Annotated in this window: 24 protein-coding genes; 19 read left to right on the top strand and 5 right to left on the bottom strand. The window is 51.3% G+C overall.

Annotated elements, in window-relative coordinates; translation table 11 throughout:
- Positions 1-18 precede the first annotated feature (18 nt).
- Genes GN112_RS01890 through GN112_RS01900 form a run of 3 tightly spaced genes read left to right on the top strand, consistent with a single transcriptional unit; the run spans position 19 to position 2652 of the window.
- Positions 19-810 (top strand): ABC transporter permease, encoded by a 792-nt coding sequence (locus tag GN112_RS01890; protein ID WP_197743235.1) that lies wholly within the window; start codon positions 19-21, stop codon positions 808-810.
- An 11-nt stretch (positions 811-821) separates the two neighbouring features.
- The gene (locus GN112_RS01895; protein ID WP_155308671.1) at positions 822-1619 is read left to right on the top strand and encodes an ABC transporter ATP-binding protein; all 798 of its coding nucleotides are present in this window, start codon (positions 822-824) and stop codon (positions 1617-1619) included.
- Complete coding sequence (locus tag GN112_RS01900; RefSeq protein WP_155308672.1) at positions 1609-2652, top strand: ABC transporter substrate-binding protein; 1044 nt, start codon at positions 1609-1611, stop codon at positions 2650-2652. The genes GN112_RS01895 and GN112_RS01900 overlap by 11 nt, the downstream gene beginning before the upstream one ends.
- Positions 2653-2733: 81 nt before the next feature.
- On the opposite strand, the gene GN112_RS01905 is transcribed toward GN112_RS01900, so the two are convergent.
- From GN112_RS01905 to GN112_RS01915, 3 genes are read right to left on the bottom strand one after another with little or no spacing between them, the layout of a single operon-like run.
- Positions 2734-3351 carry a hypothetical protein gene (locus tag GN112_RS01905; protein ID WP_155308673.1) on the bottom strand — a complete coding sequence of 206 codons (618 nt, stop codon included), beginning with the start codon at positions 3349-3351 and terminating at the stop codon, positions 2734-2736.
- 11 nt (positions 3352-3362) lie between these two features.
- Positions 3363-3968 (bottom strand): GTP-binding protein, encoded by a 606-nt coding sequence (locus GN112_RS01910; protein WP_155308674.1) that lies wholly within the window; start codon positions 3966-3968, stop codon positions 3363-3365.
- Positions 3969-4028: 60 nt separating this feature from the next.
- Positions 4029-4433, bottom strand: coding sequence for a roadblock/LC7 domain-containing protein (locus tag GN112_RS01915; RefSeq protein WP_231714045.1), 405 nt, complete (start codon positions 4431-4433; stop codon positions 4029-4031).
- 747 nt (positions 4434-5180) lie between these two features.
- On the opposite strand from GN112_RS01915, the gene GN112_RS01920 reads away from it, so the two are divergent.
- Together GN112_RS01920 and GN112_RS01925 are read left to right on the top strand one after the other, a co-directional pair.
- The gene (locus GN112_RS01920; RefSeq protein WP_155308675.1) at positions 5181-5807 is read left to right on the top strand and encodes a PilZ domain-containing protein; all 627 of its coding nucleotides are present in this window, start codon (positions 5181-5183) and stop codon (positions 5805-5807) included.
- Between the two features lie 65 nt (positions 5808-5872).
- Positions 5873-6229 carry a PilZ domain-containing protein gene (locus tag GN112_RS01925; RefSeq protein WP_155308676.1) on the top strand — a complete coding sequence of 119 codons (357 nt, stop codon included), beginning with the start codon at positions 5873-5875 and terminating at the stop codon, positions 6227-6229.
- A gap of 181 nt (positions 6230-6410) precedes the next feature.
- On the opposite strand, the gene ahbD is transcribed toward GN112_RS01925, so the two are convergent.
- Positions 6411-7514, bottom strand: a complete 1104-nt coding sequence (ahbD, locus tag GN112_RS01930; protein ID WP_155308677.1) for a heme b synthase — start codon at positions 7512-7514, stop codon at positions 6411-6413.
- 568 nt (positions 7515-8082) lie between these two features.
- On the opposite strand from ahbD, the gene hemB reads away from it, so the two are divergent.
- Positions 8083-9108 carry a porphobilinogen synthase gene (hemB, locus tag GN112_RS01935; RefSeq protein WP_155308678.1) on the top strand — a complete coding sequence of 342 codons (1026 nt, stop codon included), beginning with the start codon at positions 8083-8085 and terminating at the stop codon, positions 9106-9108.
- Between the two features lie 109 nt (positions 9109-9217).
- Here hemB and GN112_RS01940 read toward each other — a convergent pair whose 3' ends face one another.
- On the bottom strand, positions 9218-10288 hold the full coding sequence (locus GN112_RS01940; protein ID WP_155308679.1) for a LacI family DNA-binding transcriptional regulator: 1071 nt from the start codon (positions 10286-10288) through the stop codon (positions 9218-9220).
- Between the two features lie 392 nt (positions 10289-10680).
- On the opposite strand from GN112_RS01940, the gene gcvPA reads away from it, so the two are divergent.
- The 13 genes from gcvPA (at position 10681) to GN112_RS02005 (ending at position 25656) form a co-directional block, all read left to right on the top strand.
- The gene (gene gcvPA / locus GN112_RS01945; RefSeq protein WP_155308680.1) at positions 10681-12084 is read left to right on the top strand and encodes an aminomethyl-transferring glycine dehydrogenase subunit GcvPA; all 1404 of its coding nucleotides are present in this window, start codon (positions 10681-10683) and stop codon (positions 12082-12084) included.
- A 62-nt stretch (positions 12085-12146) separates the two neighbouring features.
- Positions 12147-13730, top strand: coding sequence for an aminomethyl-transferring glycine dehydrogenase subunit GcvPB (gene gcvPB, locus GN112_RS01950; RefSeq protein WP_155308681.1), 1584 nt, complete (start codon positions 12147-12149; stop codon positions 13728-13730).
- A gap of 5 nt (positions 13731-13735) precedes the next feature.
- Positions 13736-14941: an ATP-NAD kinase family protein gene (locus GN112_RS01955; protein WP_197743236.1), complete on the top strand. Its 1206-nt coding sequence runs from the start codon at positions 13736-13738 to the stop codon at positions 14939-14941.
- Positions 14942-15066: 125 nt separating this feature from the next.
- Positions 15067-16308, top strand: a complete 1242-nt coding sequence (locus GN112_RS01960; RefSeq protein WP_162458735.1) for an ABC transporter substrate-binding protein — start codon at positions 15067-15069, stop codon at positions 16306-16308.
- A gap of 81 nt (positions 16309-16389) precedes the next feature.
- Positions 16390-17274, top strand: a complete 885-nt coding sequence (locus GN112_RS01965) for a branched-chain amino acid ABC transporter permease (RefSeq protein WP_162458736.1) — start codon at positions 16390-16392, stop codon at positions 17272-17274.
- 23 nt (positions 17275-17297) lie between these two features.
- Positions 17298-18335, top strand: a complete 1038-nt coding sequence (locus GN112_RS01970; RefSeq protein WP_197743237.1) for a branched-chain amino acid ABC transporter permease — start codon at positions 17298-17300, stop codon at positions 18333-18335.
- 12 nt (positions 18336-18347) lie between these two features.
- Complete coding sequence (locus GN112_RS01975) at positions 18348-19076, top strand: ABC transporter ATP-binding protein (RefSeq protein ID WP_155308684.1); 729 nt, start codon at positions 18348-18350, stop codon at positions 19074-19076.
- Positions 19063-19773, top strand: a complete 711-nt coding sequence (locus GN112_RS01980; RefSeq protein ID WP_155308685.1) for an ABC transporter ATP-binding protein — start codon at positions 19063-19065, stop codon at positions 19771-19773. The genes GN112_RS01975 and GN112_RS01980 overlap by 14 nt, the downstream gene beginning before the upstream one ends.
- A gap of 163 nt (positions 19774-19936) precedes the next feature.
- A complete protein-coding gene (gene ucpA / locus GN112_RS01985) occupies positions 19937-20728 on the top strand; it encodes an SDR family oxidoreductase UcpA (protein WP_155308686.1) in 792 nt (263 codons plus the stop codon).
- Positions 20729-20898: 170 nt separating this feature from the next.
- Positions 20899-21960 (top strand): TMAO reductase system periplasmic protein TorT, encoded by a 1062-nt coding sequence (gene torT, locus GN112_RS01990; protein WP_155308687.1) that lies wholly within the window; start codon positions 20899-20901, stop codon positions 21958-21960.
- Positions 21961-22236: 276 nt separating this feature from the next.
- Positions 22237-23718, top strand: coding sequence for a sugar ABC transporter ATP-binding protein (locus GN112_RS01995; RefSeq protein WP_155308688.1), 1482 nt, complete (start codon positions 22237-22239; stop codon positions 23716-23718).
- Positions 23719-23743: 25 nt separating this feature from the next.
- A complete protein-coding gene (locus tag GN112_RS02000) occupies positions 23744-24766 on the top strand; it encodes an ABC transporter permease (RefSeq protein WP_155308689.1) in 1023 nt (340 codons plus the stop codon).
- Positions 24763-25656, top strand: coding sequence for an ABC transporter permease (locus GN112_RS02005; protein ID WP_155308690.1), 894 nt, complete (start codon positions 24763-24765; stop codon positions 25654-25656). The genes GN112_RS02000 and GN112_RS02005 overlap by 4 nt, the downstream gene beginning before the upstream one ends.
- Positions 25657-25734: the final 78 nt, after the last annotated feature.

Raw genomic sequence — 25734 nt, forward strand, 5'->3', positions numbered from 1 at the left:
AAGGAAGGAGACGCTGTCTTGGGCGTTCTGCAAGGAAATAAAAAAGGCAACTCGCCGTATACCTGGTTGATTCCATTTGCCGGTTTTGCGCTCCTGGTACTGGCCTGGGCGCTTTTGTCGCGATTCAGCGGCTGGAGTCGGCAGGTATTTCCGGGGCCGCTGACCGTGTTAATCAGCATGGCGGAGCTTGTGGCCGACGGGACCCTGATCCGGCATACGGTGGCCAGTCTTTACCGGGTCACCATCGGATTTTATCTGGCGGCCGGGCTGGGGATTCCTCTGGGTATTGCCTTGGGGATGACAAAAGGACTCAGGGCCCTGGTCAATCCACTGATTCAGTTTTTGCGGCCAATATCGCCACTGGCATGGATCCCCCTTGCCATGCTGTGGTTTGGTATTGGCGATCCCCCGGCGATTTTCCTGATTTTCCTCTCCAGTTTTTTCCCCTTGGTGGTTTCCACCACCATTGCCGTGGATGGGATCAACCCGACCTATTTCCATGTTGCGGCCAATTTCAATTTCTCTTTGTTTGAAACGGTTACGCGCCTGATCATCCCGGCGATCGTTCCCGAGGTGATCACGGCCCTGCGGATGACCGTGACCATTTCCTGGCTGGTGGTGGTGGCTGCGGAGATGATTGCGGTTCAGTCCGGGCTGGGATTTCTGATCCTTGACGCACGCAATGCTCTGCGCATGGATTATGTCATGGATGGGATGGTGGTTATCGGGCTGGTGGGGTTGGCACTGGATCGACTGATGCGCAAGTTGGGTCGCCTGGAGGAGGTCAGCTGGCATAAAATGAGCCATTGAGGAGAATCAGGGTGGGCCGCATTACGATTCAAAATTTGAGCAAAACATACATCAACCGAAGACGCTTTCCCCGTGGTGACGATGACCCGCAGGTGCGTCAAGGTGAACGGATCACCGTTCTCAAGGATATCAATCTTGAAATTGAAAACGGTGAAATGGTCTGTTTTCTCGGCCCGTCGGGTTGCGGCAAATCGACCCTCCTGAGAATTATTGCCGGTTTTGAACCGGCCTGTGGCGGTGTGGTTCAGGTTAATGGCCAACCGGTGACGGGGCCTTCTGCCGATCATATTTTCGTCTTTCAGCACAGTGGTCTGTTTCCCTGGATGACCGTGGCCGAAAATGTCGGGCTGGGGCTGCGCCATTTAAAAAACCACCATTCGCGGCAGGCCCAGGTGACGGAATTTATCGAGATGGTCGAGTTGGAGGGCTTTGAACACCACTATCCCCGGCAACTCTCCGGCGGCATGCAGCGGCGCGCCGAACTTGCCCGGGCACTGGCCGTTAACCCGGACATCATGATCATGGATGAGCCATTCAGCGGTCTTGATTTTCTTACCCACATGAAGATGCGCGAGGAGGTTGTCAATATGCATGCGTTTATCCGGAAGACGATGCTTCTGGTGACGCATAACATTGATGATGCCCTGATCATGGGAGATCATATCGTCATCCTGGGATCCAGCCCCACGGCGGTGACCATGGACCGCATCCTCGATTTCCCGCGTCCCCGTAATTTTGAAAAATCTCCGGAACTGGGCCGTTTGAGAAGTGAACTGTTTTTGATGCTGGGGATTAATTATGCGGTTTAAACCCAATTTCCATCCCGTTTTCGGTCAATGGCCGCTGCCGGTCAAAATCGGTATCCTTTTCTTCGCTTGGCTGATTTTTATTACTGCTTTTCATTATCGATTGAACTGCCACGGGGACGATCGAAGGGTGGTTCGCATGGGGTATATGCCGGTGGTTACGAACTTGGCGGCACCACTTCTGGATCATGTCTCACAAAGCAGTCCCGATATCTTCTTCGAGGCAGTAAAGTTCTCTTCTTTTGCCGAAATGGCCGAAGCCCTGCGCAATGATCATATCCAGGCCGCGTTTATCATTGCCCCCCTGGCCGTTGTGCTTCACCAGCAAGGGGTCGACATTAAAGTGGTGCTGATCGGTAACCGGCATGAGAGCACCCTGGTGGCCAGAAAAGAACTTCGAGTCACACGGATCGAAGACCTGACAGGACGGACGATTGCCGTGCCCATGCGGTACTCCGGACACAACTTGTGCCTGTTAAAGGCTTTTGAGGAAAAGGGGCTTGGCGGGCGCATCCGTCTTGTGGAGATGAATCCCCCGGATATGGCTTCAGCCCTGACAACCGGCGCGCTGGACGCCTATTTTGTCGGCGAACCCTTTGCCGCCCAGACCGTGAGAAGCGGCGATGCGGATGTAGTGGCCCGTGCGGAGGCGTTGTGGCCCAATTTTATTTGCAACCTGCTGGTTGTAAAATCAGATTGGATAGCGGCCAATCCGTCATCTGTCCAAAAGCTGGTCCACACATCGGCTCGGGCGGGCATGTGGGCCAAGGCTCATCCTTTGGATGCGGCCCGAATTGCCGCTGATTACTGGAAACAGGATGTCGGTTTGGTCGAGTATGCCCTGACGATTCCCAAGGGGCGCGTGATCTATGATCGATTTGTTCCCAAGGCGGAAGAGTTGCGTGAGATTGCCGATCTCATGGCCCGTTACCACCTGATCAAACATACGGATATCACGGGTTTGGTGGAGGATCGTTTCGCACGGTCGGCGTCGATGACGGGCATTGGTGAGCTTGGAACTATTCTTTATCCCTGAGCGGTTACCCGGTCGGGAATAAAAATCCAATAGAAAGTTTTGCCGTGGGGTGAATGTTAGGCCCGTCAGTCGTCGATCATTTTATTTTTTACGCAACTGACCGATCTCCTTGCGGATGGCGTCTAATTCCGTTACCATCAGGGACTTCAGGTCATCAATGGCTTGAATTACCGCCTCAATGCCTGTGGCGGCATTGGCTTTGGGTGCCTGGGGGGCAGCACTAGACGCGGGCTTGCGCTCAACAATTTTTGCCTTGAGCATTTTAAACTGATTGACTTCTTCTTGCAGCAACTGCTTTTTTTCCGTCTGACTCAGGTCATCATTGCCCACCACGGCTTCAAGCGTGGAGTAGACGGCCATAATCCGTTTGATGGTATCCGGATGGGCATTGGACTTTTTTTGGCGAATATACTTGCCCAGTGACTTCAGAATTTTAAGCAGCGATTGGATCACCTTGTCCGCTGAATAGCGATCCGCCAGTTTGTCGACCTGGTGGATAAATGCATCCAGGGCGTCATCGGTAATTTCCCAGTCGATGGCCAGGATTGTCGATTTCAGATCCTCCAACGGAAGCTCGGAGACTTTTGCCGCAGCGGGTTCCGCCGCTGGATTTTCCTGGGGCGGCAGTTCATCACTGAAAAAATCATCAAGACGGTTTTCCAAATCAAAGGCGAACGTATCATTCGCTTTTTTATCCACGCTGGTCCCTCCTATAAGAGCTTTTCCCGAATAGCCACCATTGTGGTTGAGATGGCCCTTTTCACGGTCGCAATGACATTCTCTCCCGTAACCGCACTGGCAGTAAAACTGGGCGCCTTGAGTTCTGCGTTAAGGTCCTGCTCCATGGTTTCCAAGTCAAGGATGGGGACGCCCTGTGCCCCCAGGTCCCGTTTGTTATATTGAAGAATGAACGGGAAATCGCAAATATCAATGTCGTAAAAGCGAAGGTTCTCTTTCAGATTCTCAAGTGAATGGATGTTGTTTTCGCGTCGATCGACCATGGAATCGGCCACAAAAACAATGCCATCCACGCCCTTCAATACCAGCTTTCGGGTGGCGTTGTATTTGACCTGTCCGGGCACTGTGTAAAGCTGCGTCTTGACGTTGTATCCTTTGATGGCTCCCAATTCGAATGGCAGAAAATCAAAAAACAGGGTGCGATCCCCCTGAGTTTTGATGCTGACCATGTCGGATTGGATACGGTGCCGGATCCGGCTGAAGATATATTCCAGATTGGTCGTTTTTCCGCCTCTGCCGGGGCCGACATAAACAAGCTTGACCTGGACTTCTTTGGTTTTGGTGTTGATAAACGCCATGTTTGTATTCCGCTTGTCGCTGAATTCAATGAGCCTGCCGTGATCGAAGCAGTTTTTGGATTATGATGACGGTGTCTGTCCGATCAGGAGCTTGATTTTTTTGATCACTTCATCAATTTTCAACCTCAGGTAACCCAACGATACGTCGTTGCCAAATATGGAAACGAGAAGAAAATCATCCAGAATTTTGGTGAAATTGATATTTTCGCTTTTGCCTTTGTGGAAAAGAAGCGAAAATTCTTCTTCACCAATAATGGACGCCATGGCACTTACCGCACCGAAATTGCCGGCCGCCAATGCCGCCAACGAGTAAACATCGTGGCGAACCTTGCCGTTATCGAGGTTGACAATGACATTCCCGGCCATGTCGATGAGGATAACCGATTGTATCCCCAACGTCATGAGATCGGTGGTCAAGGCTTCCTCCAAACCATCTAGTTGTTCCTGGTCCAGGATATAAGACAATGTCTTCTCCTCCTTGCAGCAATCAGATCTTTCCGTGGCTGTCTGCTATAGCGGCAGCGACACAGCGGTGATGCCAGATCGGGTATTTCCCCAACCGTGGCGAGCATGATAACGAACAGGCAGCCAACAAAATCCGTTCTGGCGAACGCCGCAGGCCAAACGATTTGAATGCGGTTTGCCAGTCGAGTGTTCCCAATACCCCTCTCAGATACACTTTTTTGCTTTTGATGATCAAGTTTTTTCTATGATTTTAAGTACCTTTTTTTGATGGCAACGCTTCTGGCTTTAAGAATGGCGAGCCATGAGGATATCTGTTTCTGATTGCGCCTATCGGGATGAAATGACGCAACCGGGTTTCGGGTATTGGTTTAATAACATTGGAAATGTTGATTACTTTTTTTAATCGGTCAAATGATAAGAAACTTGATTTTTTTTTGGCCATGCCCGATAAATTATCAAAAGCCTTGTACCATGGGGAGACGGGGCAGCGGTGCCTTCGTTTGAAGGGGGCCGATGGCCATACGAATACGGTGGGTCGATAGGAATTCATGAACAGGTGTATTTCAGATGACGTGGATATAGTTTTTAAGATAATGTTTTTGGCAAGGCCAGAGGGAGGAAGCTGTATAATTCATACTGCGACGACCGATAACGCAGCCCAAAAACATTATCTTGAATGCTATAGTTTTCATCTGAGATGAAATCCGACTGATCGGAACCCGGTGAAAAATTTTGGAGACGAGACCGATGCATGGATCCAACTGGCAGGCAGAACGCAAGAAAATCCTGGCCCGCCTCTCCATCGCCATCTACAAGATGAGCGATCAACAGCTGATTTCGCTTTTGCATCTGTTCAACGACCTGGACTTGGCGGATAACAATAAACGTTTTGACGGGTCTGGTCTTTTCACCAAGGACAGTGACGGCAATAAGAACCGGCAATTGCTCATCGCCCATTTTTTTCTGCTGATCAATCAACTGAGCGAAGCCGATCTGCTAAAATTCATGAAAAGTTATGAGCAAAAGCGATTTGCCATGCTTCGTGAATACCCGCGCATTAACTGTAATTTTACCCTTGACCTTGCCACTGATGATCGCGCCATCAATTGTTATGCCAGGGACATCAGTGCCAGTGGCGTCTATCTGGAAACATGTGAAGCCTTTACCATCGGGCAGCCGGTATCGCTCTGTTTTTCCCTGGAAGAGAGTCGCCTGGCACTGAAGCTCAAAGGGCGTGTTGTCCGTATGGAACATGGAGGGGTCGGCATCAAGTATGAGTCGATTAGCAGTTACCAGCTTGAAATTATGAGGGATTTAATAAATCGACTCGACGACCCGGACGATTCGGGGGAGGAATTGGCGGGGGGCCGTTGAAATCGGTACCCGGGTGTTATATCTTGATGCTGTTTCGGTGTTAACTTTAAGGAGTTGAACCATCCATGATCGATGTCCGCAGCCAGCATATCGAAGTCAGTCAGGACCGCCGACAATACCCCCGGCTGGAGTTCCGTTGCACGGCCCATTTCAGCCACCTGAAAGAAGGGCTCATTGTGACCGATTTGAGCCTGAACGGAATCTTTGTGGAAGTTGCCGATAAAACCGGCCTTGAACCGGGGCAGGAGGTTCGGATGGCCATTAAGTTCCCCACCGAAAGGCAGGCCGTTCTGTTAAAGGCAAAAATCGTCAATGTAAACAAACGGGGTGTCGGCTGTCAATTTCTTGATCTCTCTACGAGAAACTTCGAGGCCATTCGAAACTGCTTTGATACCTTCAAGGATACCCTGCCCATTGGTTGAACGTCCAACGCGATTGCCAGGGCGCTTTTTATATCAGTGTTTAAGATAATGTTTTTGGCAAGGCCTTAAGGGAGGAAGCTGTATAAAGCCATACCGCGACGACCGATAACGTAGTCCAAAAACATTATCTTGAATGCTATAGTTGGTATTGTGGCTTAAACGAACTCCCCCAAACAGCCTTTCAGATCGGCCCCGCCTTTTCCGGCCGATACGCGCAAAGGGGCTCTTCGGCCATGTAGTTGCCGGTGGCCTCATAAGCCCTTGCCCGGCAACCGCCACAGACGGCGTGATACTCGCAGATCCCGCATTTCCCTTCCAGCTGGTTGAAATCACGGAGCTTCAGGAAGACCGGCGAATGATTCCAAACCTCTCCAAACGTGCTTTGGGTGATGTCGCCGCAGGGGACATCGGTGTACCCGCACGGTTGCACAATCCCGGTATGAGAAATAAAACAAAATCCGGTGCCGGCCAGGCAGCCCCGGGTAACGGCATCGAGCCCATGGGTGGCGAAGGTGATGGTTTTGCCTTCCGCTCTGGCCCGCTGGCGCAGGATGCGGTAGTAGTGGGGCGCACAGGTCGCCTTGAGCTGCAGGGGGGTTTTTTCGCGCTGATCGTAAAACCAGTTCAGTGTGGCTTCGTACTCCTGGGCATCGATGGCCTGGTCCACAATGTATTTTCCCCTTCCGGTGGGTACCAGCAGGAAAATATGATGGGCTGCGGCGCCCAGCCGTTCCGCCAGTTCGAGGATTCTGGGGATTTGGTCGAGGTTGCTCTTGGTCACCGTGGTATTGATCTGAAATTCTATTCCCGCCGCCTTGACGTATTCGATGCCCTGGATGGCGGCGTCGAATGCCCCCTCGACCCCCCGGAATTTATCGTGGAACTCCTTGCTGGCCCCGTCGATACTGGCACTGATCCGCTGGATGCCTGAATCGGCCATCTTTTGCGCCACCTCTGGAGTGATCAACGTTCCGTTGGGCGCCATGACCATCCGCAGGCCCAGATTGTCTCCATATTTGGCAATGTCGAAAATATCGTTGCGCAGAAGGGGTTCCCCCCCGGTGAGAATAATGATGGGCTGTCCCACCGCGGCGATTTGATCGAGAAGCTGGAAGGCCTGCCGGGTATCGAGCTCTCCGGCATAGGGGCCGTTGGTGGCCGCCGCTCGGCAATGCACACACGAAAGGTTGCAGTTGCGGGTCGTTTCCCAAGCCACCAGGCGAAGGGTGTGGCCATCTTTTTTTCCGTTTTTGTGGGGGTGATTCCGATGATTGGGTGGCGTCATGCTGGATTCTTTCTATTGTCTGTTGATATAGCATTCAAGCCTAATGTTTTTAGGCTGCGTTATCGGTCGTCGCGGTAATCATTATACAGCTTCCTCCCTTAAGGCCTTGCCAAAAACATTATCTTGAACACTTTAGCGCTTCAGTGTCCGTTTTCACCTTGTTTATCATGCCATGCCAGCCGGATGAAGATCTTTTTTTTGAAATGACAGCCATTTTAATAGTGGTCCGCAAATGCGATTTGTCAATGTACCTGGCGAAAAAACCGGCTTTAGGCGATTGGCGGGTATATTCTTTGACAGAAATCGCCTAACCCCATGCAACGGTGGGGGCGATACAGGACCGCCGACGGCATTGGGAGAGTTGGAAATCGGCCGTCAAAGGGTCTTGACAAAAATCGAATGGGTTGCTTTATAGTTCGGCTTGGCCAAGGGGAGGAGACCGGCGATCCGTGACTATCGATCAGACAGATCCAAAAACAAATGCTTACCGCTGGCCGCTTTAAGGCGGATGAACAAAACGGCATCTCCCAGGCGGCACAAATTACGTCAATAAAGGAAAAAAGGAACAATGGCATTTCCAATTCATCGTGCGCGACGGTTGCGCATGTCTCCCACGATCCGGCACATGGTTCGGGAAACGGCTCTGACCCCTCACGATTTTATTCTGCCCCTGTTTGTCGTGGGAGGTTCGGACGCGGGTACCAAAAAGCCAATCAAAAGCATGCCCGGCTGTTATCACGTGAGTCCCGATGTTGCCGCCCAGATGGCCCAGGAAGCCCATTCCGTTGGTATTCCGGGGATCATTCTGTTTGGTTTGCCGGTTCGCAAGGACCCTTACGGATCAAGAGCATGGGCGGATGACGGAGCGGTCCAGCGGGCGGCGCGTGAAATCAAGGCGGCGCAGCCGGAAATTTGCGTCATTTGCGACACCTGTCTGTGTGAATATACCGATCACGGGCATTGCGGTGTGCTGAAAGATTGTACTGTCGACAATGATGCGACTCTGGAACTTTTAGCCAAGACCGCTGTCAGTCAGGCGCGTGCCGGTGCAGATATGGTTGCCCCATCGGACATGATGGACGGTCGCGTGGCGGCGATTCGTCGGGCTCTTGATGAAAACGGTTTCATCAATAAGCCGATCATGTCCTATGCCGCCAAATATGCGTCTTCCTTCTATGGCCCGTTCAGGGAGGCAGCTGAATGTGCGCCTAGCTTCGGGGATCGAAGAGGGTACCAGATGGACCCGGGAAATGCCCGCGAAGCCATCCGCGAAGTGGCCCTGGACATTGAGGAGGGTGCTGATATCGTAATCGTCAAACCGGCGTTGCCCTATCTTGATATCATCAAAATTACCCGCGACACGTTTTCCGTTCCGGTTGCCGGATACCAGGTTTCCGGTGAATACGCCCAGATCAAGGGTGCTGCGGCCATCGGGCTGGTTGATGAGATCAGCAATATGATGGAGAGTCTGACTTCGATCAAACGGGCCGGCGCGGACATGATCATTACCTATTTTGCCATAGACGCGGCGAAAGTGCTGGCACACCAGATGATGAATAATGGCTATTGCGGGAAGCCTGCCGAATTGGGATAGAAAAAACGAACCGGTCTCATCCGTTGAGCGAATGAATTTGACGGAATGTGTGGATGGGACACTCCCAATCGAATTTCCATGATACCGTTGAGGCTGGCTGTGCCGCGCCTCATTTCACACGTACTCGATCCGTGCGATATCCCTTCAGGTGAAAACCACATGACTTCCGGATAACCAGTTCCGGCTGCAGGACAATTTTACTGACCAGTGGTGCGCTTTTCTTTTCAATCCGGTCAACAAGCAGATTGACACTCAGCCTTCCGATTTCAATAATCTGCTGATTGATGGTGGTCAGTTCGATGCCCGTAATCCCGGCAACATCGATATCGTCGAAACCGACCAGGGCGATATCTTCCGGGATCCGCAGACCGGCCTTCAGGACCGCCTCCCGTACCCCGATGGCCATCGTGTCATCCTCGGCAAAAAACGCGCTTGGCCGGTATTTCATGGCCAGGAAGTCACGCGTCGCCGCCATGGCCAATTTTCTGGAGTAATTGCATTTTGCGATCATTTTGCCATCAGGCTCGATTCCGCAATCGAGCAGTGCCTGGCCGGCCCCAGCCGTGCGATCCACCATGGTCGATGTCCGCTCATCACCGGCAATGATTCCGATGCGGTCATGGCCTAATCGATAAAGGTGCTGGATGGCCTGGTAGGCCCCTGAAAAATTATCCACCGTAACGGAAACAATTTGATCGTTCATGCCATTGATATGGATATGCCGGACCGCAGTTACAAATGGGAACGACTCCTCGATCAGCTGGATGACATAGGGATCGTCGTCAAGCATGGTTGTGAAGATAATACCGTCCACCCCTTTGCCCCGCAGGATTTTCAGGTGCTTGACTTTTAAATCCACATCGTCACCCACATTGCAGAGAATGACGTTATATCCACAGTCGTTTGCCGTTTCGCTGATACTTTTGGCCAGTTGCGGGTAAAACGGGTCGGCAATATTCTTCATGAAGAGGCCCAATGTGTAGCTTCTTTTGCTCCGCAGGCTTCTGGCGGTGAAGTTCGGTTCGTAGTTAAGCGTTTCCGCAAGCCGGAAGATTTTTTCGCGGGTCTTTTTACTGACGCCTGGCCGGTTGTTTAGCGCCAGGGAGACGGTCGTCGGGGTTACGCCGGCTGCCTGGGCGATGTCCTTGATGGTTGTTTTCGTTGGTTTGGATTCCTGCATTTCAGATGCGACCACTGAAAGATTAAACGTTAAACTCGAATTCGCAATACAATACGCGTTGACTCTCTAAAAATATTCAAATTATAGATGCGGGTCAAGCTTATTCTCGATAATTTGGCCGACATAAATGTAAAAAATCGATTTGTTGGCTACAAACAAGGAAGAATTTAAAAAAATCCATCGGATTTTGTCTTGACACTGTTCAGGATTGGATTTAATTAGCTTAAACGTTAAATATAAATCAAGGCGTTTTTTTGATCCGTTAACGCGGAAATAAAAGGAAATTGAAACAAACGATAGGAAAATGACCCAAAGAGAAATTTTTACCCTTCTTTTTTTCAGAAGCCTATGGGTGAAAGCGACCCTATTGAACTGGCGCGAGAGAAACTGCCATGCGAAGCAATAATACGGTTTATCCGTATATCCCGAACTCAGCCCCCAAGACCAAGGAACGGATGATGAATGCCCTTGGGGTCACGGAAATCATGGACCTTTTTGAAGCGATTCCGGACCATCTCAAATATACGGCACCGCTGGACCTGCCGGAGCCGATTCGGGATGAGTACTCCATCCGCAGGCATCTTGAAACCCTGTTGAATCGGAATCGAAACTGCCAGGATTTTATCAACTTTTTGGGGGCCGGTTGTGCCCAGCATTTCGTTCCTGCCGTTTGCGACGAGGTTAGCGGAAGAGGAGAATTTCTCACCGCCTATGCAGCCGAGTTCTATGCCGATCATGGAAAATGGCAGGCGCTTTTCGAGTTTTGCAGTCTGCTGGCGGAGTTGCTCGATGTGGACGTGACCAGCGGCTTTCTTTATGACGGGTTGCAGGCCGTGGCCACGTCGTTGCGGATGGCCTGCCGGATGACCGGGCGCAACGAAATTTTGATTCCGGGGACTGTTTCCAGGGATGCCCGCAGGGTGTTGGATAACTACATGGCCGGTATTCAGGGCCCTCAATTCCATATTCGCACCATAGGATTCGACAGGGAAAGCGGACAGATGGATTTGGCGGACCTCAGCGCGCGGATATCGAAAAAAACCGCCGCCGTGTTTGTCGAAAATCCATCCTATCTCGGGTTCATTGAGCCTCAGGTCGAGGCGATCGGAGAGATCGCCCGCCGTCATGGATCTGAATTTGTTGTTTCGACGGATCCGATCAGCCTGGGGGTGCTTGCACCGCCGGCCCAATATGGGGCGACAATTACTTGCGGCGATTATCATCCGCTGGGCTTGCACATGCAATGCGGCGGTGGCCAGAGCGGTTTTATCGGCACCAGCGGTGAAATGCGGTATGTGATGGAATACAAGGACAAGATGTATGGCCTGACTCCCACCTCCGTTGCAGGAGAACATGGGTTTGCCAACATCCTTTTTGAGCGCACCTCATTTGGTTCACGGGAAAAGGCCAGGGAATTCACCGGGACCTCCAACGCCCTGTGGGCCATTACCGCGGGCGCCTACCTGGCGCTGATGGGACCCAAAGGCATGGCCGAGGTGGGACAGACCATCATGCAGAAAGCGCAGTATGCCGCCGCCGGAATTTCCCGGATCAACGGGGTCCGCCTCGGTTTGAGCGGCCCTTTTTTCAAAGAATTCATCGTTAATTTTGACGGTACCGGAAAGCGGGTCGCCGATATCAATCGCAAATTGCTCGACCACCAGATTTTCGGTGGCAAGGATCTCTCTTCCGAATTCGGGATGATGGGCGAAAGTGCGCTTTTCTGTGTCACCGAGGTGATTTCACAGGCGTCGATCGATTGTCTGGTCGACGCGCTGACGGCGATCCTGGCTTAAGACGGTTAGAAGCAATTATGGAACCGGTCAACCATTGTTCAGCAGATAGGAGTACGAACAACATGCAAGTCGGACACAAGAGACGGCTGCGAGATTTCCACCAAGCGCGTTGGGATGAGGAACTTATTTTTGAGCTCAGCGTCCCCGGGGAGCGCGGCGTCCTTGTGCCTGAGGCCGAAGAGAAGATCCGGAGGGTTGCAGGCGATGGAATCTCAACGATTCCGGCCCACTTGAGACGCAAGACACCGCCGGCCCTGCCCGAAGTCAATCAGCCGCGAATCGTGAGGCACTATACCCGCTTATCCCAGGAGACACTGGGCGTGGACGTGACACCGGATATCAGCCTGGCGACCTGTACAATGAAGTACAGCCCCAAAGTTCAGGAGCACGTGGTGTCGCGCCATCCCGGAATCACCCAGGTTCATCCCCTGCAGGATGAAGATACGCTACAGGGCATCCTGGAAATATACTACCAGCTGGAGCAGTTTCTGAAGGCGATTTCCGGGATGGACCATTTCTCTTTTCAGCCCGGGGGCGGCGCCCAGGCAATCTTTACCAATGCGTCGGTCATGCGGGCCTACCATGCCTCACGGGGAGAGTCTCAGCGTGACGAGGTGATTACAACCATTTTTTCTCATCCGGCCAACCCGGCCGCTGCGGCAACCGCCGGGTACAAGGTTGTGACATTGATGCCGGACGAACGGGGGCTGCCCAGTCTGGAAGCGATGCGGGCCGCTTTGTCCGAACGGACAGCCGGGTTTTTGATCACCAACCCGGAAGACACCGGGATCTACAATTTCAATATCGATAAATATGTCCAGGCCGCCCACGATGCCGGCGCCCTGTGTGCCTACGACCAGGCCAATGCCAACGCTGTTCTGGGCATTGCCAGGGCCAGGGAATGCGGGTTCGATTTGTGCCACTTCAACCTGCACAAGACATTTTCAGCTCCCCATGGCTGTATGGGACCGGCACTGGGGGCGGCCGGCGTGACCGAAGCGTTGGAGAAGTTCCTGCCGGTGCCCAGGGTAACTTACGATGGGAAGACATATCACCTGGACGATGACCGGCCCCACAGCATCGGCCGGGTACGGTCGTTTATCGGGAACGTGCCGGTGGCGCTCAAGGCCTACGCCTGGATCAGGCAACTGGGGGGAGAGGGGCTGCGCGAGGTCGCCAGATGTTCGGTCCTGAACAGCAACTACCTTGAAAAGGAAGTTCGCCGGATTCCGGGCGTGACGGTTCACTATGCGGAAGGCCGGCGACGTCTGGAGCAGGTCCGGTTCAGTTGGGAGACGCTCAAGGAAGAGACCGGTGTGGGCACGGAAGACATCAAACGCCGGATCGCCGATTTCGGTCTGCAGCATTACTGGACCAGTCATCACCCATGGGTGGTTCCGGAACCGTTTACGCTGGAGCCCTGTGAATCCTATTCAAAAGCCGATATTGACGAGTATGCGGCGGTTCTCGCGAAAATTGCCCAAGAGGCTTACAACGACCCCGAATTTGTGAAAAATGCCCCCTATCGTTCAACCGTGCACAAGATTCCGGACCAGTACATCGACGAGGCGGATCGTATCGCCATTACCTGGCGACAATACCTGAAAAAGGGACTGAACCGGGTGCCGCATGAAGGCGACGAATAATCGCAATGCCTCTGCACACGACATTGAAACGGCCCGGGTATGGGGAAAGCCGTGAACGCATGCGCAAATTGGGTGTTATCGTAAATCCGATTGCCGGGATGGGCGGTCGGGTCGGGCTGAAAGGCAGTGATGGCGAAGAGACGTTGCGTCGTGCCCGGGCACGCGGTGCGCGGCCGGATGCTTCACGCCGGGCAACGCAGGCCTTGAAAGCCATCGGTTCTCTCAAAACGACGATCCGGGTGATCGCCTGCGCCGGTGAAATGGGCGCCGATGCATGCCATGATGCAGGCATCCCGGCGACCGTCACCGGCACGATACAGGCAGGCCGGACAAGGGCCGCCGATACGCAGGCCGCAGCCCGGCAGATGCTGTCAATGGGCGTCGATCTGCTCATGTTTGCCGGTGGCGATGGTACTGCCCGCGATATCTGCAAGGCGGTCGGGGAACGGGTACCGGTGATCGGGGTGCCGGCAGGCGTCAAGATTCATTCCGGCGTATTTGCCGTAACGCCCAGAAGTGCCGGCTACGTGGCAGGGGAATTCCTGGAAAAACCGGCAATGGGGTGCCGCAGTGCCGAAGTGATGGATATAGACGAAGACGCGTTCCGGTTGGGCCGGGTGGTGGCCAAGCTATACGGGACCCTTTGCGTGCCGCAATCCGGAGTTCATATCCAGAGCGTTAAGACCGGCGGGATTCGATCCGAAAAGGCCGTCCTGCGGCAAATATCCCAATGCGTGATTGACACCATGGACCGGTCGGACAGCTACTTCATTATCGGTCCGGGGACCACAACCCGATCCATCATGGAGATGCTGGGACTAGACAATACCCTTTTGGGTGTGGATGTCGTTCAGCATCGACGCCTGATTGCCAAAGATGTGGGGGAAGACCGCCTGGTTGAGCTGGTGAAAACAAAACCGGCAAAAATCGTGGTGACGATGATCGGCGGGCAGGGGCATCTCTTCGGGCGTGGAAATCAGCAGATCAGCCCGGCAGTCATCCGCACGGTGGGCAAGCAAAATATCATCATCGTCGGCACCCCGGAGAAACTGCTCGGCCTGAAGGGGAAACCCTTGCTGGTGGACACCGGCGATGCCGCTCTGGATCGGGAACTGGAAGGCTATGTGCGGGTGGTCACGGGAATCGACAATACTACCATCTACCGGGTCGGCCTGGCATATGGGGAAGGAGGTGATCAACCGCTTCCGTGAGTTTCATTTATCCGGCACGCTTGGCCGAACGGTTTCCGTCCATAAAATGGCGAACCGCGATGGTGATAAAATCATCAAGCCATAGTTCAAAAAGATCATTCAACATCCAATGGAGGCACTTTCAAATGCAAAAAGTTATGAAATTTTCGTCAACACTATTATTGGCAGCGGCAATGGTAATGGCTGCTTTCTCCATCGGTTCCGCCCAGACCGGCGAAATCAACGTCGGCATCCTGCTGCCCTTGAGCGGACCGGCCGCGCCTATCGGCGTCAATTCTCTCAACGGGCATAAGATGGCGGTTGAGGAGATCAACGCCAGCGGCGGGATACCCACCCTTGACGGTGCCACCATCAAACTGGTCGTCGCCGATAGCGGCGGAGATCCCAAAAACGGGCTGACCCAGGCCGAACGCCTGATTACTCAGGATAACGTGGTCACCATCATGGGAGCGTTCCAGAGCAGTGTTACCTATCCGAGCACTCAGGTTGCCGAGAAGTACGAAATCCCTTACATCGTTCCCTCCTCCTATAAGCCTGAGATTACCGAAAGGGGCTTCAAGTACACCTTTCGGCTTTGCCTTACCACCGACCTTGCCGGCCGGGAACAGATCGAGTTTATTGATCGCATGGGCAAGCTGTCCGGGAAAACGGTCAAAACCCTCGGCCTGCTGTATGAAAATTCCGACTGGGGGGTTTCCTCTGCGGCCTTGTGGAAAAAATATGCCGAGAAGTACGGGTTTGAGGTCGTCATGGACGAAGCCTATCCGGCCAACTCCGCCACCCTCGACCCGGTGGTCCGCAAGATCAAGCGCCACAAACCCGATGCCCTGCTGTTCGCCTCGTACACCTCGGACGCCATTTTGCTGGCCAAGGGCGTCGCCCAGCAGAAAATCAACCCCATGGTATACATGGGCACTGCCGGCGGTCATGCCGATCCGGTATTCATCCAGAACGTCAAGGATGCCTCCAATTACTACTTCGACATGGCTGAAACCTCCCCGGATATTGACCTGCCCATCGCCCGTGAGACCAACGCCAAGTATAAAAAGCTCTACGGCGAGGACATGAGCGACGACTGTATCAAATGCTATACCGCCACCTATGTTTTGGCCAAGGCCATTGAGATCGCCGGAACCACGAATCCCAAGGATATCCGCCGGGTGCTGGCCAACATCAAAATGATCCCCGGGCAAAAAGGCATTATTACGCCCTATGGGGTCGAGTTCGATGAGAAGGGGCAGAATAAACACGCCCGGGGTGTGTTTGTGCAGACCCTGAACCAGAAGCGGGTGGTGGTTTACCCCTCCGAGCTTGCCCTGCCGGGAGCCAATATCGTATGGCCGACGCCCACGTGGCAGGAGCGGTAAGGATCGGGGATGAATTGCCATAAAAGGGGCCCGGCCCGCCGGGTTTAAGGCCCGGCCCCTTGGATGAAAGGTTGCGCTTCAATGGAATATTTTTTGGAAGTTCTCATCAACGGAGTCCTGACCGGTGGGTTGTACGGAGTGACCGCCATTGGCTTGACCCTGATTTTTGGCGTGATCAAGGTGATCAATTTCGCCCATGGCACCTACCTGATGATCGCCATGTATGCCGCCTACGGCGTCTGTGTCGGGTTCGGCATGGATCCCTATCTGTCGATGATCCTTATTGTTCCATTTTCTTTTGCGGTCGGTTACGTCTCCCAGGTGGTTTTCGTGACCCCCTGTCTCAAAGCCGAAAAGGATGTGCGCGAGCCGGTCAGCGTGCTGCTTCTGACCGCCGGTCTGTGGATCTTCGTCAACAATCTTTTCCTGATGCTGTTCGGTGCGAATTTCCGCTCGCTTCAGACCCCGTACAGCGGCGCCGTGTTTGAAATCGGCAATATGATGATCAGCCGGACGCTGTTGTATGCGTTCTGTTTCAGCGTCCTGACCACGGCCCTGCTAACCGTTTTCCTGAAAAAAACCAATATGGGGCGGGCGATCCGTGCTGTGGGCCAGGACCGCGAAGCCGCCGGACTGATGGGGATCAACATCTTCAAGGTTTACAATGTGGCCTTCGGCATCGGTATCGCCACCCTCGGTGTGGCCGGTGCCATCATCATTCCGATGTTTTATGTGCATCCCTTTGCCGGCGATGTGTATGACATGCGTGATTTTGTGATTGTTGTCCTGGGGGGGCTGGGCAGCGTTCCGGGCGCGCTTCTCGGCGGCATTATTGTCGGTGTGGTGGAGTCCTTTGCCGGTGAGTATCTGAATATGTCCTGGGCGGCGGGGATTATCTATATCATCTTCCTGCTGACCCTGTTTTTGCGTCCCCAGGGAATATTCGGCTTCGAGAAAGACTCGTGAAAAGGAGAAGGAGTCCTAAAACCATGAAAGACGAACCCGGCGTCGGGCTTTCCCGGCTGAAGAGCCCCAACTGGTATCTTCCCATTCTGATGCTGGTCCTATTGATCGGCAACCCCCTGGTCCTTGACAGCACCACCTACATCCAGGTGTCCATCCTGGTGCTCTGGTACGCCTGCCTCACCGCCAGTTGGAATTTTGTCGGTGGATTCGCCGGGGTGCTGCCCTTGGGGCATGCCGCATTTGCCGGCATCGGCGCCTATACCTCGACCCTCCTGTTCATGAACTGGGGAATCACGCCCTGGATCGGCATGCTGGTCGGCGGGGTGCTGGCCGTTCTGGCCGCACTGGTCATCGGTATACCCACCTTCAAGCTGCATGGCGCCTACTATGCGCTCAGTTCCATCGCCGTGGTGGAGATCATCAGGATCATCACGGAGAACACTCAGTCGATTTTCGGCATCCAGGTCAACGGCACCCAGGGCCTTCTGGTTCCGCTCAAAGGGCATGCACCCCTTTATTTCCAGTTCGGTGAAAAAATCTACTTTTACTACATCATCCTGGCCATCCTGATCCTGATTGTCACCATTGCCTATAAAATCAACAATTCCAAGCTGGGCTACTATCTGGTGGCCGGCGGCGAGGATCAGGAAGCGGCCGAATCACTGGGCATTAACGTCACGCGCTGCAAATTAATCGCACTTTCGCTGAGTGCCTTTTTCACGGCCATTGCGGGCACCTTTTACGCCCAGTTGGTGCTGTATATTTTTCCTCAGGGCATCATGGCCCTCAATCTCTCCTTCGAGATCGCATTTATTGCCATTATCGGCGGGCGGGGGACCCTGCTCGGACCGGTGATCGGTGCCATGATCCTGGTGCCGATCGGTGAAATTTCCCGGATTTATCTTTCGGGAAGCCGCTTTCTGGGCATCCACCTCATGATGTACGGTGCCATCATCGTTGTTGCCATGCTCTATAAACCCCAGGGAATGATGGGCAGTTTCGAAAAGTGGTACTGGATGCTGGTCGACAAACTGGGCGGCAAAAGCCCTAACGCCGGATAACGAGGAACCCCTATGAGCGTGTTGGAAATTCAATCCTTATCAAAATCGTTTGGTGGCCTGATGGCGGTCAGCAAGTTCGATCTGACCATTGAGGCGGGGCAGACCATCGGGCTGATCGGACCCAATGGCGCCGGAAAGACGACCATTTTTAACCTGATCACCGGTGCCTATACGCCGAGTGAGGGAACCATCCGCTTCGAGGGCCAGGAAATCAGCGGTCTGAAACCATGGGATATCTGCCTCAAGGGGATCGGACGAACGTTCCAGGTGGTGCGGCCATTTTTGAACCGTTCGGTGCTTTACAACGTCATGGTCGGTGCCTTTTCCCGGTGCGAGTCGAAGGCCCGGGCAAAAGCGGAGGCTCTCGACGTGCTGGCCTTCACCGGCATGCTGGCAAAAAAGGATATGCCGGCCAAAGGGCTGACCATTCCGGACCGCAAACGCCTGGAGATCGCCCGGGCGCTGGCGACCCGTCCGAAGCTGCTTTTGCTCGATGAAGTGATGGCCGGTCTCAATGACACCGAGACCCGGGAGGCCATCGAGCTGGTCCACCGGATGCTGGAAGAGAAGAAGATCGCCATTTTGATCATCGAGCACGTCATGGAGGTGATCATGTCGCTTTCGGATCGCATCGCGGTGCTGCATCACGGACAGAAGATCGCCGAAGGGACGCCCGACCAGGTGGCCAGGGATCCCAAGGTCATCGAAGCTTACTTGGGAGATGAATATGTCGCTGCTTGAGATCAACAACATCGATGTGTTTTACGGGCAGGTCCAGGTCCTGCACGACTTGTCCCTCAGCATCGATGACGATGAAATCGTCGTGATCATCGGGGCCAACAGTGCCGGCAAGAGCACGCTGATTAGAACCTTGTCCGGCCAGAACCCGGTGGCTGCCGGTCATATCCGCTTTGGCGGTCAGGCCATCGAAAACCGGCCGTCGCACGAGATCGTGGAAGCCGGAATCGTCCAGATTCCCGAGGGACGACGCCTCTTCCCGTTCATGACCGTGGAAGAGAACCTCATGCTCGGCGCCTACAACTCCAGGGCCATGCCGGAACTGAAACAGACCCTGCAAGAGGTCCTGGAGCTGTTCCCCCGGCTTGCCGAAAGACGGCATCAACTTGCCCGGACGATGAGCGGCGGGGAACAGCAGATGGTGGCCATTGCCCGGGGGTTGATGGCCAAACCGAAACTGCTGATGTTCGACGAGCCTTCCCTGGGCCTGGCGCCCCTTCTGGTCAAGGAAGTCTTCAACATCATCCCCAAGGTGCGTGAGCAGAAGATTCCGGTGCTTCTGGTCGAGCAGAACGTCAAGCAGTCCCTGGCACTTTGCGACCGGGGGTACGTGCTGGAAAACGGCAGGATGGTCATCCAGGGCAGCGGCGAGGAACTGCTCAGGAACAAGGATATTAAAAAGGCTTACCTGGGGGCTTGAAAGTACTATCTGCCGTCCATCCACAAGTGGTCGATGATCCTGTTTCTTGACAGACACGATCCGTGTTTACATCTATTTTGCTGACGGACGCAACCTTGTCCGACAAACGACTTAGGATCGGGGATGAAATTAATTTCATCCCCGATCCTAAACGGGAGAGACGATGGGAAAATTATCTGGGAAAGTGGCCATTGTTACCGGCGCGGCAATGGGCAACGGCGAGGGCATGGCCCGGGTGATGGCCCGGCACGGCGCCCATGTCGCCTTATGGGACCGGTCAGACAGCGTGTTTGCCACGGCCCGGGCCATGCAGGATGAAGGCCTGTCGGCAAAACCATACAAGGTGGATGTCACCCGGTTTGAGGCCTGTTGTGAGGCGACCGATGCGATCCTCCAGGCCAACGGGCGGATCGACATCCTCTGCAACAATGCCGGTGTGGCCCGGCTGGCCAATTTTCTAGAAATGGACGACAATCTGCGGGACTTTCATTTCAGCGTCAATATCATCGGGGGCTGGAACGCCACCAAGGCCGTGTTGCCATCCATGAAGGCGCGCCGCTACGGAAAGATTGTCAATATGTCTTCGGTAACCGGACCCATGGTCGTCGATGAAGGGATGAGCGCCTATGCGACCTCCAAGGCGGCGATTATCGGATTTACCAAGGCCCTGGCCCGAGACATGGCGAAATACGGTATTAATGTCAACGCCATCTGCCCGGGATATATTCTTACCCCCATGGTGGAACATACGGCCCGTGAATCCAATCCTTCCGATCCGCAACGCGTGATTGCGGGCATTGCCGCCGGCGTTCCCCTGGGGCGTCTGGGTACACCGGCCGAAATCGGAGAACTGGCCGCGTTTCTTGCCAGTGACGAAGCCAGCTATATTACCGGGACCCAGATTGTCATTGACGGCGGCAGTACCCTGCCGGAAACGATGACAGTGGGTGCATGAAGACGGTTTGCATCGGGCTCCGGTAGCCTGCCTGTTGATTGCTTCCTGAAAAGCGAGTGGTTAAGAAAAAGATTAACGCGCCCGGTCTGGGAGAAACGCTGGAGTGAACACAACAGATTTACAACCCAAAGCAAAGCAAAGCAAAGCAAAGCAAAGCAAAGGAGAGAAAGATGAGAAGACTAAGTTTTGTGTATTGTATTGTTATTCTGTCGATCAGTTTTATGGTGACCAATTTAACAACTGTTACAGCGGAGGCTTGGTCAAATTTCAAAGTTTATAATTTCGATAGCGGCAAGCCCGTAAAGGTTGATATCAGTCCAGCTGAAAAAGCAAGCAAGCCGTGGAAATTATATGCGTTACTTCCCCACATGAAGGATGGCTATTGGGTTTCTGTCAATTACGGACTGGTTGAGGAAGCAAAACGTCTGGGTGTAAAATTGACGATACTTCAAGCCGGCGGCTATAGCGAAATGGCAAAGCAAGTAAATCAATATGATGATTGTTTGTCTACTAACCCAGATGCAATTCTTATCGCTCCGATCGCGGAGTCTGGACTTGCAGCTAAAATAGAAAAAACAGCAAAGACTGGATTGGTACAGATAGGTTTTGTGAATCCGATAAAAACAGCGCCAGTGACCTCTAAAATATTTGTTGATTATGCTACCAAAGGCCGACAGACAGGTGAATATTTAGCCAAGCTTTTTGTTGAAAGAAAAGGGAAAGTTGTCGCATTTCCTGGCCCTCAGGGTTCAGGATGGGCCGAGGCGTATTTAAACGGGTTCCATGAAGCGCTTGAAGGCAGTACGGTGGACATTTTGGCAGATAAATTCGGCCCGGCTGGTGTAGCGGAATCATTGATACTTGTAGAAGATTCGTTACAAGCATACCCACAGATGAATGCAATTTGGGGTGGAGCGCCAGCGGCAGAAGCCGCTATTGGCGCGGTGGAGGAAGCGGGTAAAGAAAAAGATATGGTTATCATTTCATCTTATGAAAATCAAACAATGGTGGACTTTTTAAAAGAAGATAAAATCACAGCATTTGCTACAGAGTTTCCCGTTATGCAAGGAAGAATAGCGGTCAGTATGGCTGTTAAGGCCTTGGAGAAAAAGAAGATCCCAGCATATATGGAAATTATCCCACAGATGGCCACCATGGATAATATAGAGGATATTGATTTGACGACTGTTTTAGCTCCACCAGGATATAGGCCGGTATTTTCGGTGGATTGAATACCGTTGAATAGTGTCACAAATGCAAGCAAATGTGATTTTCAAAGCAACCGAGCACCTGCAGCTTTCAGTTGAAATAGGCTTCGAATGTAGCCCCCTTTGGCACTGATTACCTGTGTCACTTACGACAATAGAATCGGATTTGCCTTAGTAACTATCCCGCCGCTGTCGGCTGTCGGCGGGGTAGCTTACTTTACCATTATTATCAGACTGATTTTTGGTGTGGTTAGATATAGTTTGCAATGACGGCCAAGATAACCAAAGAATACCTGACTCATGATAAAATTAAAGAACATAACGAAAACATTTCCGGGTGTAAAAGCTTTAAACGATGTTGACTTCGAGGTGAACCCGGGTGAAATACATGTCCTTTTTGGTGAAAATGGAGCTGGAAAGTCGACATTGGTTAATATCATCGTTGGGAATCTCGCGCCTGACTCAGGTACGTATCAAATTAATGGTCAAAAAATCGATTGCTTATCTCCTAAAGTTGCCAGACTTCTAGGTATTTCTGCTGTCTCCCAAGAATTCAGCCTGGCACCTTCATTAAGTGTGTTAGATAATCTTTTCCTTGGAAGGGAGCCCACTCGATGGGGCATCACTAATAAAAAGGTAATGGTCCAACGGGCATATAAAGTTCTAAATGATATGAAAGTCAAATTGCCTCTTTTTGCTCCTGTTAATTCTCTATCCCGTGCTCAAAAACAGCAAGCTGAAATTGCAAAGGCCCTGATGCTTGATGCAAAAGTACTAATATTGGATGAGCCAACTGCCTCTTTGACTGATATTGAAGCAAAACGTGTCATCCAATTAGTCAAAGATTTACGCCAAAAATGTGTCGCCATAATTTATATTTCTCATAGAATGCGAGAGATAAGAGCCTTGGCGAATCGTGTGACAGTACTTAGGAATGGAGAGTCTGTCGGTACCATTGAATCCGAAGAAATAACCGAAAATACATTAGTAGAAATGATGACAGGAAAGAAGGCTGGATCATTATTTCCTGACATTTCAATTCGCCCAGGAAGTTTGCGACTTAAAATCTCCGATATGAATTTTTCGAATGGAGGGGGATACAACATTTCTTTAAGCGTTCATTCCGGTGAGATCGTAGGGATAGCTGGTCTGGTAGGATGCGGAAAAGGTCGGATCGGTAGAGCTGTATTTGGATTGGAACCGATTAAATCGGGAAAAATTGAAATTAATGGGGAAACGGTCACTCAATTTTCCCCAAGGCGTATTATGCGTCTCGGAGCCTGTTATTTCCCTTCTGATAGGGTGTCTGAAGGACTATGCATGAATAGGCCGGTTCGAGAGAATATCACAATGGCTACTCTCGATTCGGCAGCCTTTGTTGAAAGGGGTTTTATTAGATTGAACAATGAGAGTAACTCTTCTATGGTTTGTGCCGAACACCTTAAAGTTGATTTGTCTAAATTAGAAACATCCGTTGAAAATTTATCGGGCGGTAATAGACAAAAGGTCCTGTTAGCACGAGGTTTTATTCGAGATATCGAATTGTTTATATTTGATGAGCCGACAGTAGGTGTCGATATCAATGCTAAATCAGAAATCTATTTACTTATGAAAAGTTTGGTTGAACACGGTGCTGGTATTTTACTTATTTCTTCTGATCTTGAAGAGATTATTAAACTAAGCAATCGTATTTACACAATGCATAATGGATCGATTGTGGCAGAGCTAATGGATAATAATAAATCAGAAGAAAATATTTTGTCTTGCTTCTTTGGAAAATAAATAGATGCAATGAAGTAGGAACATAATGAAATTAAATATTAATAATAAAGCTTTATCATGGATAATGAAAGTTCGTATAGATCTTTTCTTTCTTCCTTTTGTTATATTTCTAATTGTTTTGCTAATGGTTTTTATTGAACCAAGATTTTTTTCACGTCTCAATATTTCAAACGTATTGCGATATTTTTCAGCGTTATCCTTCACCGCACTTTGCCAGGGATTGGTGATGATTGTTGGAGGATTCGACCTTTCCGTTGGTTCGATAATGGCTATGGCATCCGTTGTTAGTGCAACAACCATGATTTCAATTCAATCCATTGTACCTGGCATGGTAGGTTTGCATATTTTATGTGGTGTCGGAGCTGGGATTATCGCTGGTGCTTTAGCCGGATTGTTAAACGGTACTTTAGTATCCCAACTAAAAGTATCACCTTTTATTATTACTATGGGCACGATGTCCATAATTTCTGGCAGCGTCTATTTATATACGAAAGGAGCACCAATATATGGATTGCCTAAACTACTTATTGTGGAAATTGGTCGTGGCAGGATTTTAAATTTGCCTATATTATTCTTTGTGGCATTGCTGGCCGTATTGATACTTTGGTTCATCATGGTAAAGACACCTTTTGGTCGTCACACATATGCTGTTGGGTCGAACCCGCGCGCGGCATATGAGTCAGGAATCAAACCTACCACCATTATACTGACAATATATACACTATCAGGTGTTTTATCAGCAGTGGCCGGATTAATTATCACTGCTAGAATTGGATCTGGACAATCAGGTATAGGAAGCAATGCTGCAATTGAGTCTATTGCAGCCGCGGTTATTGGCGGGGTTTCATTGCGAGGTGGAATAGGCAGCATTCCTAAAGTTGCTTTGGGAGCACTCTTTTTAGCTATCATTTCAAACACGCTCAATCTGGCACATATAGACAGTAAATATCAGACAATGGTGCTAGGATTTTTCTTGATTTTTGCTATTGCCATCGAGCGTTGGATAAGTGCTTTGTTTGTACGTGCTTTGTTCGGAGGTAAAGGATGAATAGTGCTCTATATAAAATTATTCATAATTCACGACGATTCGAAATTGCTATGTTTATGGGAATAGCATTATTACTAATCGGATTTGCGATGAAGGAACCCACGGTTCTGTCCACTACCAATATTCTCAATGTTTTGTCGCAGACAAGCTACCTGGCAATTTTCGCCTGTGCTCAGTCAATTGTTATACTTGTGCGAGGATTTGACCTGTCATTGGGAACTACGGTCTCCGTAGTCAGTCTCTTTACGGCTCTGGTAATGGTTTCCTTAGGCGCATTTTCTATCCCAATGGGGATAGCAGCAGGCCTCCTTGCCGGTAGTATCATAGGCTTTTTTAATGGTTATTGTGTCGCGATTCTGGAGATTAACCCATTTATCGTTACCTTGGGTACTTACAATATATTGTTAGCGGTAAGCTCAACTATAACCGGTGGGTTCCCGGTTACAGGTCTTCCAACTATATTTCCAAAATTATTTTCCGAGATTTCTATTATAGGAATACCCATTGCCGTTATTATTGCAGTTTTAATCATAGTTACCTTAGAATATTTGCTTCTTAATACGGTCTTCGGAAGGAATCTTTATCTAATCGGATCGAATCCGCGAGCAGCACATATTGCTGGAATAAGTTATAAATTTAATTCTATTGTTGCTTATATTCTATGTTCATTTTTAATTGCAATTGGTGCAATATTATTAACCGCTCGCACAGGGTCTGGAGAACCCAATTTGGGTAGTCAATTAACCTTGCAGACAATTGCAGCTGCAGTTATTGGCGGCATGAGTCTTCGTGGAGGAGAAGGCAGTATGATGGCACCTGTTTTGGGAGCCTGTAAGCGTTCACGGGGTATATTGGGCGCTCAATCCGGCGCACTTTTTTCGCTCCGCTAACCTCTCGTAATTTCAATATTTTTATACAAAATCAATAACTTATTGAAATAATTAAAAATATCTAGACTTTCCATTTCT

This window comes from Desulfosarcina ovata subsp. ovata, from assembly GCF_009689005.1.
GTDB classification, from domain to species: domain Bacteria; phylum Desulfobacterota; class Desulfobacteria; order Desulfobacterales; family Desulfosarcinaceae; genus Desulfosarcina; species Desulfosarcina ovata.

What these genes read in the sequence shown, in the direction of transcription:
- gcvPB (WP_155308681.1), top strand. Translation starts at nt 12,147, where the DNA reads ATGCAAGTCGGACACAAGAGACGGCTGCGAGATTTCCACCAAGCGCGT.
- GN112_RS02000 (WP_155308689.1), top strand. Translation starts at nt 23,744, where the DNA reads ATGAAATTAAATATTAATAATAAAGCTTTATCATGGATAATGAAAGTT.
- torT (WP_155308687.1), top strand. Translation starts at nt 20,899, where the DNA reads ATGAGAAGACTAAGTTTTGTGTATTGTATTGTTATTCTGTCGATCAGT.
- GN112_RS01940 (WP_155308679.1), bottom strand. Translation starts at nt 10,288, where the DNA reads ATGCAGGAATCCAAACCAACGAAAACAACCATCAAGGACATCGCCCAG.
- GN112_RS01970 (WP_197743237.1), top strand. Translation starts at nt 17,298, where the DNA reads ATGAAAGACGAACCCGGCGTCGGGCTTTCCCGGCTGAAGAGCCCCAAC.
- ucpA (WP_155308686.1), top strand. Translation starts at nt 19,937, where the DNA reads ATGGGAAAATTATCTGGGAAAGTGGCCATTGTTACCGGCGCGGCAATG.
- GN112_RS01960 (WP_162458735.1), top strand. Translation starts at nt 15,067, where the DNA reads ATGCAAAAAGTTATGAAATTTTCGTCAACACTATTATTGGCAGCGGCA.
- GN112_RS01910 (WP_155308674.1), bottom strand. Translation starts at nt 3,968, where the DNA reads ATGGCGTTTATCAACACCAAAACCAAAGAAGTCCAGGTCAAGCTTGTT.
- GN112_RS01975 (WP_155308684.1), top strand. Translation starts at nt 18,348, where the DNA reads ATGAGCGTGTTGGAAATTCAATCCTTATCAAAATCGTTTGGTGGCCTG.
- hemB (WP_155308678.1), top strand. Translation starts at nt 8,083, where the DNA reads ATGGCATTTCCAATTCATCGTGCGCGACGGTTGCGCATGTCTCCCACG.
- GN112_RS01925 (WP_155308676.1), top strand. Translation starts at nt 5,873, where the DNA reads ATGATCGATGTCCGCAGCCAGCATATCGAAGTCAGTCAGGACCGCCGA.
- GN112_RS01955 (WP_197743236.1), top strand. Translation starts at nt 13,736, where the DNA reads ATGCCTCTGCACACGACATTGAAACGGCCCGGGTATGGGGAAAGCCGT.
- gcvPA (WP_155308680.1), top strand. Translation starts at nt 10,681, where the DNA reads ATGCGAAGCAATAATACGGTTTATCCGTATATCCCGAACTCAGCCCCC.
- GN112_RS01920 (WP_155308675.1), top strand. Translation starts at nt 5,181, where the DNA reads ATGCATGGATCCAACTGGCAGGCAGAACGCAAGAAAATCCTGGCCCGC.
- GN112_RS01965 (WP_162458736.1), top strand. Translation starts at nt 16,390, where the DNA reads ATGGAATATTTTTTGGAAGTTCTCATCAACGGAGTCCTGACCGGTGGG.
- ahbD (WP_155308677.1), bottom strand. Translation starts at nt 7,514, where the DNA reads ATGACGCCACCCAATCATCGGAATCACCCCCACAAAAACGGAAAAAAA.
- GN112_RS01995 (WP_155308688.1), top strand. Translation starts at nt 22,237, where the DNA reads ATGATAAAATTAAAGAACATAACGAAAACATTTCCGGGTGTAAAAGCT.
- GN112_RS02005 (WP_155308690.1), top strand. Translation starts at nt 24,763, where the DNA reads ATGAATAGTGCTCTATATAAAATTATTCATAATTCACGACGATTCGAA.
- GN112_RS01900 (WP_155308672.1), top strand. Translation starts at nt 1,609, where the DNA reads ATGCGGTTTAAACCCAATTTCCATCCCGTTTTCGGTCAATGGCCGCTG.
- GN112_RS01980 (WP_155308685.1), top strand. Translation starts at nt 19,063, where the DNA reads ATGTCGCTGCTTGAGATCAACAACATCGATGTGTTTTACGGGCAGGTC.